Below are 13,080 nucleotides of genomic sequence, written 5' to 3' on the forward strand. Positions count from 1 at the left end.
AATTTCGTTATTCAAACGCTTAAAAAAAGGTCATTTCTTACTATCACGGATGATTTCATTCAAAGGCAAACGTTTGCTTGTGGATGTTGTTGCAATATTTTGCGACAATAGCGCGCAAAATCGTTGGTCACTGAGTTGCAAAAGGAAAGTCATGACGGCACAACATATTGATGGAACACTCATTTCGAAAACAGTGCGTGAAGAAGTCGCTGCGCGAGTGAAAGCGCGCGTAGAGGCAGGATTGCGAGCACCAGGCTTAGCCGTCGTTTTGGTCGGAAATGACCCCGCGTCACAGGTGTATGTCGGCAGCAAGCGCCGAGCCTGCGAAGAGGTGGGATTTCTTTCCAAATCCTTTGATATGCCTGCAAGCACCAGCGAAAGTGAATTACTCGCGCTGATTGACACACTTAATCAGGACGGCGAGATTGACGGTATATTAGTGCAGCTGCCACTGCCGGCTGGCATTGACACCACCAAAGTGCTTGAACGCATCGTGCCCGAAAAAGACGTTGATGGATTTCATCCATACAACGTTGGTCGCCTTGCGCAGCGTATTCCAAAACTGCGCTCCTGCACACCAAAAGGTATTATCACCTTATTGGAACGCTACAATATTGAGCTTCGTGGTAAACACGCGGTGATTGTTGGCGCTTCTAATATTGTCGGTCGCCCAATGACACTTGAACTATTGCTCGCAGGCTGCACGACAACCACATGTCATCGCTTTACCCATGATCTTGAATCGCATGTGCGTCAAGCGGATTTGGTTGTGGTCGCGGTAGGCAAAGCCAAATTTATTCCCGGGGAGTGGATAAAACCAGGGGCAGTTGTTATTGATGTGGGCATTAATCGCCTCGAATCGGGCAAACTTATTGGTGACGTTGATTTTGATGTTGCCAAACAGCACGCTAGCTTTATCACGCCGGTGCCTGGCGGTGTTGGCCCAATGACAGTGGCAAGTCTCATTGAAAATACCTTGATGGCGTGTGAGCAATATCACTCTCTATAAAAATCACTCAAAAATAAAGTAAGGCCGCTCAAACAGAGGCCTTACTTTGTAACGAAAAGCGCTACAGCTTCAAGTAGGACGGGTATAAGGATACCCGAGCACGCTACACTGAATATCAGCGAATTTTATCCGCAAGATGACTGACCGCCAAAGCAAAGTAATGCGAACGATTCCATCGCATTAAGGCGTTGTAATTACCATAGACCAAATAAGCCCGCCCGTTAGTATCGTCCGGTAACACCAGCCAAGCAGGCAACGCTTTATCAAGCTTTGGTAATGCTTGACCATTGAGGCGTCTTACACCAAGTGCTTGCCACTGCTGTAAATCTTTCGCTTTATCCGCTTCACGTCCAGCCAAGGTGTAATCGAACGTCGCTGGCAAACGGACTTGTCGTCCCCAAGTGAACTCATCATTCCAATCAAAATGGGCTAGGTAATTTGCGGCCGATGCAAACACATCCGCTTCCGTGGTCCAAATATCTTTTTTACCATCACCATTGCCATCCGCCGCGTACGCTAAAAACGAGCTTGGCATAAACTGGCACTGACCCATCGCACCCGCCCAAGAGCCCTTAAACTCATCAAGCGCAATATGCTGTTCATCGAGAATTTTCAGCGCCGCCATGGTTTCGCTGCGAAAAAACGCTTCTCTGCGCCCTTCAAAAGCCATGGTAGCTAAGGCATCAATCACGCGATAATTTCCTGTAAAACGGCCAAAGTTACTTTCAACCCCCCACAAGGCCACAATAAATCGTGGCTGAACACCATATTGCTGTCCGATTCGCTGTAACGTATCGTAATGTTTTTGATACAACTCATTGGCTTGTTTGACTTTCCAATCCGGTACCGCTCGCGGCAAATATTCATCCAGGGTTAATTTTTTTTCCGGCTGATTACGATCCGCCGTTACCGCACGTGGGCGATACTCAACATTGGCAAAGGCCGCTTGCAACGTACTCTCCGAAATGCCGGCTTGACGCGCTTCCGCTTGTAATTTTTCTAGATATTGCTCAAAGCGCATTTCTTCACTTGATTCAACTGGCGTTGTTGTTGACGACGCTGCCGCTGAATAAAGCGTCATCCCCATTCCGAGGCAACTGACCAGCATTACAGAACATACTGTGTTACTCAGTGGGGAAAAGTGACGTTTCATTGTTCGCTCCTTTCAATCAAATTGAGCCTTGACGATAGCCTTTCAATAGCCTGAACGCCTGGCTTTTGTCTTTGACCACATGGCCGCCATTTCGTTCTAATTCTAGTTGCTCGCTATCAAAAGCCTTCTTAGCGATACCATTTCTTGTGATTTGTTACTCACGCTTACGCGCTTTATGCTGCTCAAGCAAATTTTCTACAGGTGGCGGCAATTGTAGAAAGTAACCATCGTCAATCAGCGCTGTTTTGACTTTTTCCACATCTACTTGCGCCAACTGTCGTCCTTCAAGTTTGATGGTCATCACTGGGTTGGGTTTGCCAAACATCTGCATTAACGCCTCTGGTACCCGTGAAAAATCGTCCTTTTTTGCAACGTAAAGATACGCTCCATCTTTTTTAGTACTTTTGTAGATTGAACAAAGCATATCTTGCTCCTTACCCTAAATGAGACGCCATCGAGCGCATTTCCGCGTGATGAAGTCATATATAAATAGCTAACTCATTACATTTTTGGAGCAAAATGCTCAAATCAGGACAAGATAACTTGCTGCCTGCTAGGATGGAATATAACATGACATTGTTGAATATACTCAATCTTCACCGAAACAACCGGCTCTCGACGCGAAGCCGTGCTTTAGCGCGGAATAGACAACCACCGAGCCTTGCCAACCCACCATATTTAGTGGCTTGGCGGCTGAAAGTTTAATCGCATTGAGCAAAACAGCATATTAAGTCGCTTGGCTTACCCATTACTGAGGCAATGAAATCGAATGTCCCGCACTCCTGAACTCAAAGGCAGCAGCTTTACGCTCTCGGTGCTTCATTTATCCGATGAGTCGATTCAAGACGCAAAATCCTATTTGATGGATAAAGTCGCTCAAGCACCTGCTTTTTTTGAGCATGCGCCAGTTGTGATTAACCTTTCTCAGGTGACGCAAGAACCCGATTTCACTCAGTTAAAACAAGCGATTTCGTCTGCGGGTATGATTCCTGTGGGTATTACAGGCTGTAAAGACAAACGAATGCAAACGCTCGCAGCAGAAGCGGGGTTTGCCATCATGTCAGCCAGTAAATCTCCCTCCCAAGCCCCTGCACCGATCCCAACCTTAAAAGTGGTTCGCACTCCAGTGCGCTCTGGACAACAAATTTACGCTAAAAATGGTGATTTGTTAGTACTAGGTCATGTTAGCGCAGGTGCAGAGGTCATCGCAGACGGCTCAATACACATTCATGGCACCTTGCGCGGGCGAGCTATTGCCGGCGCAAGTGGTCAACAAGACGCACGAATCCTCTGTCACGATCTTCAGGCTGAATTGATCTCTATCGCAGGCTCTTACTGGTTAAGCGATCAAATCGACCCTAATTTTTGGCAGAAAAAAGTTATGTTGAGCATGGCGGAAGAGCAACTCCTCCTCGAAGCGCTCACGCTTTAAATTTTGAAAGGAAGTCCTCAATGGCACGCATTATTGTTGTTACCTCAGGAAAAGGCGGAGTGGGTAAAACAACCTCTAGCGCCGCAATCGCAGCAGGCCTTGCGCTAAAAGGCAAAAAGACCGCGGTGATCGATTTTGATATTGGTCTGCGTAACCTTGATTTGATTATGGGCTGTGAACGCCGTGTTGTTTATGACTTTGTGAATGTCATCAACGGCGAAGCGACACTTAATCAAGCGCTTATCAAAGACAAGCGCGCGGAAAACTTATTCATTCTTCCCGCGTCACAAACGCGTGATAAAGACGCTCTCACCAAAGATGGTGTGAAACGTGTCTTAGATGAAATGGATGCGATGGGATTTGAGTTCATTATTTGTGACTCACCGGCAGGCATTGAGCAAGGCGCGCTGATGGCGTTGTACTTTGCTGACGAAGCCATCGTAACCACTAACCCGGAAGTCTCTTCTGTGCGCGACTCCGACCGAATTTTGGGTATTTTAGATTCAAAGTCAATACGCGCTGAACAAGGGCTTGAGCCTGTGAAACAACATCTTCTGTTGACTCGCTACGACCCTGCGCGCGTGAATTTAGGCGAAATGCTAAGTGTGAATGATGTGGAAGAGATTCTACACATTTCTCTCTTGGGCGTGATCCCAGAAAGTCAGGCCGTATTGAACGCTTCAAATAAAGGCGTGCCAGTGATTTTCGATGAGGCGTCTGATGCAGGCCGAGCTTATGATGACACGGTTGCGCGTCTACTTGGCGATCAGGTTGATTTTCGTTTCCTCACCGAGGAGAAGAAAGGACTCTTTAAACGACTCTTTGGAGGTTAATGATGTCACTGTTGGAATTTTTTAAACCACAGAAGAAGACCACTGCCAGTATGGCCAAAGAGCGGTTGCAAATTATTGTTGCTGAACGCCGTAGTCAAGGCGACCCTGCGCCCTCGTATTTGCCACAACTCAAAGAAGACATTTTGAAAGTGATCAGCAAATATGTAGCGATTGACCCTTCTATGGTCGATCTCTCCTTTGAGCACAATGATGATGATATTTCAGTGTTAGAACTTAACGTTCAACTTCCTGAAGAAGAGCGTCAATAATACGCACAAAAAGAGCGGCCAATGGCCGCTCTTACCTTAGTTATACCCAAACAACTTGAAATTGCAGGTAGGCAGCAAACGAGCAAAGCCTCTGAGCATAGATAAGCTATGTGATGAGGTTTGTGAGAGCCAGCCAACAACGCTGCACCTTCAAGTCGAACGGGTATATACCATTTAGCGGACAGGGTCATTCACTCGGTCGCGCATTGCTTGGCCGAGCACTGTTAGTCTCCAGCCTTGCATGAGATCCGGCACGCGTAAAGGATCGCAATCGCGACGCCATACCCAACTGATGAGTTGGTTTATTTGCTTTTTCGAGGCCAAAAATTCACTGGCTAACCCAGAACGCTGAGTCGCCAATTTCACCTCATCTTTTAACACGTTAAATTGCGCCTTATACCCAGGTAAATCCATCAAGCGCTCAATTGGCGCTGGGTATTCCTCGGCACTAACACTTTGCCCTTGCTTCACAAGCGCTGCGATGCGTGTTCCATGTCGCTGTACGGAACGGATATCGAGCCCTTCTTGCTCCATACGCTTAAAGCTGGTTAATCCCAAACGTGCCACAGTCAGTAAGTCTGCTTCTTTAAACACAAAGTTTAACGCCAGATCACGACGCAGTGCCTCTTGAAGTCGCCAAGTTGCCAAAGGCTTTAGTATAGCAAGCTGACGCGGCGTCAACTGCCACGCCCCTTTAATATCAAGATAGGCAAGCTCAGGATCCGGATGACGAATACGCTTGCTCGCTTGTAACGCGCTCTCATCCAAAGCCGCTTGCCACCAACCAGCCTCTGTCACCGCACTTAGCAGGCGTTGATATAGGGGCAATAAGTAATGAACATCTGCCGCCGCATAATCAAGTTGCTTCACAGACAAAGGGCGCGCAAGCCAATCGGTTCGAGATTCACTCTTATCGAGCTCCACAGCAAGGTATTGATTGACCAAAGCTGCAAAGCCGGTTGACAAACCATGACCTAAAAATGCCGCCATGATCTGAGTGTCAACCATTGGGGTTGGTACGCAACCAAAAGCATTGTGAAACACTTCAAGATCTTCACCACAAGCGTGTAGCACCTTAAGGACGCTGGTATCGTTCAATAAAGCCGCGAAAGGGGAAAGATCACTGATAACCGTTGGGTCAATCAAAGATAAATGTTCACCATCATAAAGCTGGATTAAGCCAAGCTGAGGATGATATGTCCGCGTACGAACAAATTCAGTATCAAGCATTACCACGTCGCGCTCTTGCGCTTGACGGCAAACCTGCTCTAACGCTGCGTGGGTATTAATTATCGTGTAGTTCACGCTCTTTTCTCTCATTTGCTTTTTGCCTAAGTGGGCTCAAAATGTGGGCCTCACGCCGAATCACCACCACGCCACACAAGCAACTTATACTAACCACACTCATTACGTGATCAGCCATTGACTGCAGTCAGTGTTAAATAAAAAGGCCAGCAATAAAGCTGGCACATTCTTAAGCATCATCTCGATGTATCAAAAGACGCCGTTATACCCGTCTCATTTGCAATTGCAGAGGCTTTGCTGGTTTAATGCCTGCAATTCCACATTGTTTGGGCATACAAGGTCAACAATTAAGCGTTTTGTTTCGCCAGCTCCGCGTCATTTTCTTCACGCAAAACTCGACGCAAAATTTTACCGACATTGGTTTTTGGCAATTCCTCACGGAACTCCACCAGCTTGGGCACCTTATAACCTGTCACCTGTTGACGGAAGTGAGCAATGAGTTCTTCTTTGGTCAAACTTGGGTCGCGGCGTACAATGTAAAGCTTCACCACTTCGCCAGACACTTCATGTGGTTGGCCGATTGCGGCAGCTTCCAGCACTTTACCGTGAAGCATCGCCACATCTTCGATTTCATTTGGATAGACGTTAAAACCGGACACCAAAATCATATCTTTTTTGCGATCAACAATATGCAGTAGACCTTCATCGTCAAATTTAACGATATCACCGGTCGATAACCAGCCTTCCTCATTCAAGACTTCTTTGGTCGCCTCTGGTCGTTGCCAATACCCTTGCATAACCTGTGGGCCTCGAACCTGAAGTTCACCAACCTTGTCATTAGTGAGTACTTGCCCTTCATCGTCGACAATGCGCACGTCAGTAGAGGGGACGGGAATACCAATTGCGCCAGTGTAGGCCGTTAGATCGTATGGGTTACCCGTCACCAATGGCGAACACTCGGTAAGGCCATAACCTTCAAGCAAATGCACACCCGTGACTTTTTGCCACTTCTCGGCGACCGCACGCTGCACCGCCATACCGCCTCCCACAGAAAGCTTCATATGTTCAAAGTTAAGCTCGTGGAAATCTTCATTATTAATCAGTGCATTAAACAGCGTGTTAACACCTGTAATGGCCGTAAATGAGTATTTTTGCAGCTCTTTGATAAAGCCTGGAATATCTCGTGGATTGGTGATGAGCAAGTTATTACCGCCAAGCTCAACGAACAGCAGACAGTTTACCGTTAATGCGAATACGTGATACAGCGGTAGCGCGGTCACCACTAGCTCACGCCCCGCGCTCAAAACAGGACCGTACGCCCCTTTCGCTTGTAGAACGTTCGCCACCATGTTGCCATGAGTCAGAATGGCGCCCTTTGCAACGCCAGTCGTTCCACCGGTATATTGCAAAAAGGCAATATCATCACGCGTTATGAAAGGTTTTACATACTGCAGGCGACGGCCTTTATGCAGCGCTTTACGCATTGAGATAGCACCTGGCAAATCGTACTTGGGTACCATGCCTTTGACATATTTGACCACAAAATCGACCAACGTGCCTTTGGCGCGCGGTAACATTTGGCCAAGGCTAGTGAGCACCACATGTTTCACTGGTGTGTTATCAACGATTTGCTCTAATGTGTTTGCAAAGTTAGACACGATAACAATCGCTGTCGCACCAGAGTCATTCAGTTGGTGTTCCAGCTCTCGTGGGGTGTAAAGCGGGTTGACGTTCACAGCAATCATGCCTGCGCGCAACACACCAAACAGCGCGACTGGGTATTGCAGCAAGTTCGGCATCATGAGCGCGACGCGGTCGCCTTTTTTCAGTTTGAGCTCATTTTGAAGATAAGCTGCAAATGCACGACTGCGCTCTTCTAATTTGCGAAACGTCATGACTGAGCCCATGTTCATAAACGCAGGCTGATCGGCGTATCGTTGTACCGACTGTTCAAACATTTCGACCAATGATTCGTATTGACTTGGGTCAATCGTCGTTGGGACATCTGCGGGATAACGCGCAAGCCATGGTTTTTCCACAATCATACTCCTAGTAAAAAGCTGGCTTTGGCCAAGTCAAAATAACAATTTGGCAACATTTATTTTTCATTATTACACCACAGCTTTTGAGTGTATGCTCGAAACTCTCAGCAACAGGTGTTGATTTTGTTAACTATCCCGACAATTTGTTGGGCAACCTCGATCGGGCTTTGCAAATGGCAGTGATGCCCTCCGGCAACCGTTACTACTTTAGGCCGAGTTGCGAGTGCAACCGTCTGCCGCAGCTGAGAAAATCCTTGTTCACCAAGCACCACTGTGTGAGGGCAAGTAATAGCGTCCACCCATAGGTTTGCTTGCATCTCATCCATACGATAGAGCGATTGAGCGTGTAATGCGCGATCATGACGCCAACGCCAGCCCGCGGCCTCTTGAATAAGATCGCGCTCTACAATGGGCGCTATTAACTCTGGCGGCAGTTGATTTACATGTGCACGCCGAGCAATGGCGTCTTCTCGTGTCGCAAAATAGCGTTGCGGTTTATTGCGTATCCGCTGTCGGCTTAAAATGCCTTGTCGCAGACGCGATTTTGCCTCACTTGCAGGCTCATGCAGCGGTCGATATGCCTCTATTTGCATTAATGCTGCAATGCGTTCGGGAAACGACGCACTATAGCAAGCAGCAAGCAAACCGCCAAGAGAATGCCCTACCAGCACCAAGGGATTTGGCGATAAATTCCGAATTACTTGATGAAGGTCGTCAATATAATCGTGAAATGGATAAAAGTGGTCTGATGACTTATGTTGCGACTGGCCATGCCCGGGAAGATCCAAGGCAATCAGCTGCCAATCGGGGAGGCAACGGTTGAGCTGGCTCATCACGGAGATAAAACTGGCGGCGTTGTCCAACCATCCGTGAACGAAAAGCACCGTTCCGACCGTCGGTTCGTTTTTGTTTATCGTCAACGCAGCCAATGACTGGATATGCATCAGCGAAAAAGGAAGTGGTAGCATCATCGCAGCCTTGTTGAAATGACCCTTAGATATAAATGTCTACACCAAGCAGCTGCGCCAGCTGCTCTTTTTTGCTTTGATTCATGACATCCATATAGCTTTCCAATGCTTGACGAGCCCGACCTTGCGGCAAATCATAGCCAAGTGCGTTCTCATCCCATTGTGCATTTGCCAAAGAACGAGCGTTAACCAACGAATGTGCGACGGCAGTGGCGACTTTGGTTGTCGTATTAGCGCTTGAGACCACCTCACTGCGCGCCACTTCTGCGCCTTGAACTTTATTGGTCGAAGCGGCTTGTTGGCTGCGTTTTACTCCGCGGTTTTGTCTAACAACGGATGGAGGTAAACCCTGAATTGATACCATACGCCACGCCCCTTACCATTAACCGTTCTATTCACGACCGGGCAATTTTTTCCACGCGACATTATCGCGCAAATACACCGGACTTGACGCTTCCACCGCCACAGTGTTGCCTTGTGCCAGCTCATATTTGGCGAGCACCACCATGTCTTGCGCGTCAGGATAAAGCACCGCACTTTCTGTCAAAGTAAGGGGCAATTTAGCCAGTTCAGGATACGCCGACCAGCCTGTGCCAACCGAAGACCAACTCAAAGAGTCCGCTTGACACTCTGCGACTAACGCCTCTGGCGCAATAACACGCTCACTATCAAATGTGTGCCACGTGCCGTTCTCTAGACGCTGATACCGCGCCCAGTAAACCTCACCCATTCGAGCATCAATCGCGGCCGCAACGTGCGTCTCTCCGGTCAAACGAAATTGAGCTTGTGCCATTGCCGCCAAAGTAGAGATGCCAATCATGGGCAAGTCTGCGCCAAACGCCAACCCTTGGGCAATACCAATACCAATGCGAACGCCGGTAAAACTGCCTGGCCCACGACCAAACGCTAGGGCGTCCAGCTCTGCCAGAGTGATTCCCGCTTCGTTTAACAGTTCATCCACCATAGGTAGCACTTTTTTTGTGTGGTCGCGTGGCGCTACTTCACTGCGCGAGTAAACCGTGTCACCCACGAGTAGGGCTACTGAGCAGTTTTCGGTAGCTGTATCAATGGCAAGGATCTTTACGCTCATGTTTCGTTTATCTCTTGAGTTAAAAATTGTTCAATAATCGCCAAATCGCGTGTTCGTGGAATCGGCGGTAAGCTGGCTAAAAACACGCCCCCATAATCACGTGTGACCAAGCGATTATCACAAATGATCAGCGCGCCTTTATCGTGAGTATCGCGAATGAGTCGCCCAACCCCCTGCTTTAAGGTAATCACCGCCTCAGGGATCTGCACATCAGCAAAAGGATCCCCGCCACGTAAACGACAATCTTCCACACGAGCTTTCAGCAAAGGATCGTCTGGCGATGTGAATGGCAATTTGTCGATGATAACACAGGTTAACGCATCACCTCTAACGTCTATCCCTTCCCAGAAGGCGCCCGTTGCCACCAACAGTGCGTTGCCCAGCGCCATAAATTCAGCCAAGGTTTTATGCTTACTCTGCTCGCCTTGCAGCAGCACAGGTAAGGTTAAGGTGTCACGAAAACGAGCACCGAGTTCACGCATCATGCTGTGAGAGGTGCACAGAAAAAAGCAGCGCCCTCGGTTATGTTCAATCAGCGGCGCTAACATGGTCACTAATTTCTCTGCCATGCCCGGGCTATTCGGCTCGGGCAAGTAGCGGGGAACACACAATCGTGCCTGTCTCTGGTAGTCAAACGGGCTTGGTAACGAAAACTGCGCGCGAGGAGTAAGACCTAAACGTTGAGTAAAATGGTCAAAATCACCTGATACCGATAGCGTTGCCGAGGTGAATATCCACGCACCTTGTTTGATGGCAATTTGCTCTTGAAACTTATCCGCGACAGAAAGTGGCGTAATGTGTAACGCAAAATGCCGTGTGCTGGTGTCAAACCAATAGGAATAACCGGTAATGGAAACGTCGCAAACACGCTTTAAACGACCCAGCAGAGTATTGGCACGCTCAAACGCGGCATCCAATAATTGACTGCGCCCCAGCGCCAGCTTGAGCACATCAATGGTCAACGTTAGCGCATCTTGCATTCTATTGACCTCACGTCGAGTAGTATCACTGGCAAGCGCTTCACGCCAATTGCCACGAAAACCCGGCTCTCCGAGTATCAAACGCATATCGTAAGCACTTTGTACCAAACGTTCGGCGACTTTTTGTAACTGACGCATGTCTTTCGCTTCTGTGCGGTAGGCAATTTCAATGTCTTTGGCAAGCTCATGCAGCTGGCGACTCGATAGTGACTGACCAAAGTATTCACTGGCGATGTCTGGCAGTTGGTGCGCCTCATCAAAAATAAACACTTCCGCCTCAGGAATAAGCTCGCCAAAGCCAGTCTCTTTTATCGCCAAATCGGCTAAAAATAGGTGGTGGTTCACTACGACCACATCCGCCTCAAGCGCTTTTTTACGCGCTTTAAGCACAAAGCAATCTTGATAACTAGGGCACTCTTTGCCCAAACAGTTATCGTTGGTTGAGGTAATACTAGGAATAATGAGACTGTCTTCTGGCAACTCATCACATTCACCAAGATCGCCCGTTTGCGTTTCAGATGCCCATGAGCGCACTTGCACCAACTGGCTAAACAGCGCCGCTTGCGCCGACTCACTGTGGCTTTCAATCATCTGACGGCTAAGGCGTTCAAGGCACAGATAATTCGAACGGCCTTTCAGTAAAGCGACACGACCAAAAAAGCCCAAGGCTTGCACCATTGTCGGCAGATCTCGGTGATACAACTGCTCTTGTAAGTTTTTAGAACCGGTACTGATGATCACTTTCTTATTTGAAAGCAGCGCTGGGACTAAATAGGCGTATGTTTTGCCCGTTCCTGTTCCCGCCTCGACTACTAGCTGTGATTGTTGACCAATGGCATCGGCGACCGCGACAGCCATATCTATTTGAGGCTGACGCGCTTGAAAACCAGGAATGGCTTGGCTAATGGCGCCTTGAGGCGAGAATGCCGTTGCGATCATGAAGGTGGATCTACCGTTGCACTGTGAAAGTCAGTCGGCAAGTATCGCAGATTCACCGAAAGCTGGCGAGCGCTGGCTAAGAGACCAACTTGGAATAAGTGAAACTTAGGTATGACACCAGATTTAGTTGTATATCATCGAAAAATCGATTAACTATATACGCAATCTGCCGATCTGCATCCGTTCTGCAGTTTGAGCAGCAAAAAATACACAGTTAGGAAGTTACGCAAACATGGAAAAAAAGACGCTATTGACCCACTGCAGCGATGCGCCGGGCCTTATCTCGAAAATTACCAATATCTGTTATAAGCATCAGCTGAATATCATTCACAACAATGAGTTTGTTGATTATGTCAGCGGCCATTTCTTTATGCGTACAGAACTGGAAGGCTATTTTAATGACCACACCTTTTTGGCCGATCTTGACCACGCGTTACCTCAAGGCGCAAAACGCACTTTGGTGGACTCCACGCGCAAACGCATTGTCATTTTAGTCACCAAAGAAGCGCATTGTCTTGGCGACATTTTGATGAAAACCTATGATGGTAGCTTAGATGTTGAGATTGCTGCGGTGATCGGCAACTACGACACTTTGCAAGGCTTAACAGAGAAATTTGATATCCCATACCATTATGTCAGCCACGAAGGTCTCTCACGTGAAGAGCACGAGGCTGAAATGCTCAAGGTTATTGACAGCTATCAAGCCGATTATCTTGTGTTGGCCAAATACATGCGTGTGCTAACACCTGATTTTGTGGCGCGTTACCAACACAAAATCATCAACATTCACCACAGCTTTCTGCCGGCGTTTATTGGTGCTAAGCCTTATCAACAAGCGTATGACCGAGGTGTCAAGATCATTGGCGCCACCGCACATTTTGTTACCAATGATCTCGATGAAGGCCCAATCATTAAACAAGATGTGATACCCGTTGACCATACTTTTGCCGCAGCCGATATGGCACAAGCGGGTCGTGATGTCGAGAAAAACGTCTTAAGCAAAGCATTAAGCAAGGTGATTAACGACCATGTGTTTGTGCAAGGCAATAAAACCGTGATTCTTTAACGATAATAAAGCGAACCGCCCAATGGTTCGCTTTTTCTTTTGCTTCATTTGTTG

General features: G+C 47.9%; 13 protein-coding genes. 5 read left to right on the forward strand and 8 right to left on the reverse strand.

Annotated elements, in window-relative coordinates:
- The first annotated feature begins 151 nt into the window (after positions 1-151).
- Positions 152-1,009: a bifunctional methylenetetrahydrofolate dehydrogenase/methenyltetrahydrofolate cyclohydrolase FolD gene (gene folD / locus HGP28_RS01440; RefSeq protein ID WP_168834647.1), complete on the forward strand. Its 858-nt coding sequence runs from the start codon at positions 152-154 to the stop codon at positions 1,007-1,009.
- A 115-nt stretch (positions 1,010-1,124) separates the two neighbouring features.
- Here the strand turns inward: folD and HGP28_RS01445 are convergent, their stop codons facing one another.
- Together HGP28_RS01445 and HGP28_RS01450 are read right to left on the reverse strand one after the other, a co-directional pair.
- On the reverse strand, positions 1,125-2,141 hold the full coding sequence (locus HGP28_RS01445; RefSeq protein ID WP_439333810.1) for a lytic murein transglycosylase: 1,017 nt from the start codon (positions 2,139-2,141) through the stop codon (positions 1,125-1,127).
- A gap of 175 nt (positions 2,142-2,316) precedes the next feature.
- Entirely contained in the window at positions 2,317-2,586 is a 270-nt protein-coding gene (locus tag HGP28_RS01450; RefSeq protein WP_168834648.1) for a YcgL domain-containing protein, read from the reverse strand.
- Between the two features lie 345 nt (positions 2,587-2,931).
- On the opposite strand from HGP28_RS01450, the gene minC reads away from it, so the two are divergent.
- From minC to minE, 3 genes are read left to right on the forward strand one after another with little or no spacing between them, the layout of a single operon-like run.
- Entirely contained in the window at positions 2,932-3,594 is a 663-nt protein-coding gene (gene minC, locus HGP28_RS01455) for a septum site-determining protein MinC (RefSeq protein ID WP_168834649.1), read from the forward strand.
- A 20-nt stretch (positions 3,595-3,614) separates the two neighbouring features.
- On the forward strand, positions 3,615-4,427 hold the full coding sequence (minD, locus tag HGP28_RS01460; protein ID WP_168834650.1) for a septum site-determining protein MinD: 813 nt from the start codon (positions 3,615-3,617) through the stop codon (positions 4,425-4,427).
- A 2-nt stretch (positions 4,428-4,429) separates the two neighbouring features.
- The gene (minE, locus tag HGP28_RS01465) at positions 4,430-4,696 is read left to right on the forward strand and encodes a cell division topological specificity factor MinE (RefSeq protein WP_168834768.1); all 267 of its coding nucleotides are present in this window, start codon (positions 4,430-4,432) and stop codon (positions 4,694-4,696) included.
- Between the two features lie 174 nt (positions 4,697-4,870).
- Here minE and rnd read toward each other — a convergent pair whose 3' ends face one another.
- The 6 genes from rnd to yoaA form a co-directional block, all read right to left on the reverse strand.
- Positions 4,871-6,001, reverse strand: coding sequence for a ribonuclease D (gene rnd / locus HGP28_RS01470; RefSeq protein ID WP_439333803.1), 1,131 nt, complete (start codon positions 5,999-6,001; stop codon positions 4,871-4,873).
- Between the two features lie 287 nt (positions 6,002-6,288).
- Positions 6,289-7,980 (reverse strand): long-chain-fatty-acid--CoA ligase FadD, encoded by a 1,692-nt coding sequence (gene fadD, locus HGP28_RS01475; RefSeq protein ID WP_168834652.1) that lies wholly within the window; start codon positions 7,978-7,980, stop codon positions 6,289-6,291.
- A gap of 107 nt (positions 7,981-8,087) precedes the next feature.
- Positions 8,088-8,951, reverse strand: coding sequence for an alpha/beta fold hydrolase (locus HGP28_RS01480; protein WP_168834769.1), 864 nt, complete (start codon positions 8,949-8,951; stop codon positions 8,088-8,090).
- 25 nt (positions 8,952-8,976) lie between these two features.
- Entirely contained in the window at positions 8,977-9,315 is a 339-nt protein-coding gene (locus HGP28_RS01485; protein WP_168834653.1) for a chromosome partitioning protein ParA, read from the reverse strand.
- A gap of 27 nt (positions 9,316-9,342) precedes the next feature.
- Positions 9,343-10,041, reverse strand: a complete 699-nt coding sequence (gene tsaB, locus HGP28_RS01490; protein ID WP_168834654.1) for a tRNA (adenosine(37)-N6)-threonylcarbamoyltransferase complex dimerization subunit type 1 TsaB — start codon at positions 10,039-10,041, stop codon at positions 9,343-9,345.
- The gene (gene yoaA / locus HGP28_RS01495) at positions 10,038-11,960 is read right to left on the reverse strand and encodes a DNA repair helicase YoaA (RefSeq protein ID WP_168834655.1); all 1,923 of its coding nucleotides are present in this window, start codon (positions 11,958-11,960) and stop codon (positions 10,038-10,040) included. The genes tsaB and yoaA overlap by 4 nt, the downstream gene beginning before the upstream one ends.
- 232 nt (positions 11,961-12,192) lie before the next feature.
- Here yoaA and purU point away from each other — a divergent pair, with 232 nt between their 5' ends.
- Entirely contained in the window at positions 12,193-13,026 is an 834-nt protein-coding gene (gene purU / locus HGP28_RS01500; RefSeq protein WP_168834656.1) for a formyltetrahydrofolate deformylase, read from the forward strand.
- The last annotated feature ends 54 nt before the right edge of the window (positions 13,027-13,080 follow it).

This window comes from Vibrio agarilyticus, assembly GCF_012641465.1.
In the GTDB taxonomy this organism is placed as follows: domain Bacteria; phylum Pseudomonadota; class Gammaproteobacteria; order Enterobacterales; family Vibrionaceae; genus Vibrio; species Vibrio agarilyticus.

Bases quoted from the DNA above. Each gene is read 5' to 3' on its own strand.
- folD (WP_168834647.1), top strand. From the start codon at position 152: ATGACGGCACAACATATTGATGGAACACTCATTTCGAAAACAGTGCGT.
- tsaB (WP_168834654.1), bottom strand. From the start codon at position 10,041: ATGAGCGTAAAGATCCTTGCCATTGATACAGCTACCGAAAACTGCTCA.
- HGP28_RS01450 (WP_168834648.1), bottom strand. From the start codon at position 2,586: ATGCTTTGTTCAATCTACAAAAGTACTAAAAAAGATGGAGCGTATCTT.
- yoaA (WP_168834655.1), bottom strand. From the start codon at position 11,960: ATGATCGCAACGGCATTCTCGCCTCAAGGCGCCATTAGCCAAGCCATT.
- HGP28_RS01485 (WP_168834653.1), bottom strand. From the start codon at position 9,315: ATGGTATCAATTCAGGGTTTACCTCCATCCGTTGTTAGACAAAACCGC.
- purU (WP_168834656.1), top strand. From the start codon at position 12,193: ATGGAAAAAAAGACGCTATTGACCCACTGCAGCGATGCGCCGGGCCTT.
- HGP28_RS01480 (WP_168834769.1), bottom strand. From the start codon at position 8,951: ATGCTACCACTTCCTTTTTCGCTGATGCATATCCAGTCATTGGCTGCG.
- minD (WP_168834650.1), top strand. From the start codon at position 3,615: ATGGCACGCATTATTGTTGTTACCTCAGGAAAAGGCGGAGTGGGTAAA.
- minE (WP_168834768.1), top strand. From the start codon at position 4,430: ATGTCACTGTTGGAATTTTTTAAACCACAGAAGAAGACCACTGCCAGT.
- minC (WP_168834649.1), top strand. From the start codon at position 2,932: ATGTCCCGCACTCCTGAACTCAAAGGCAGCAGCTTTACGCTCTCGGTG.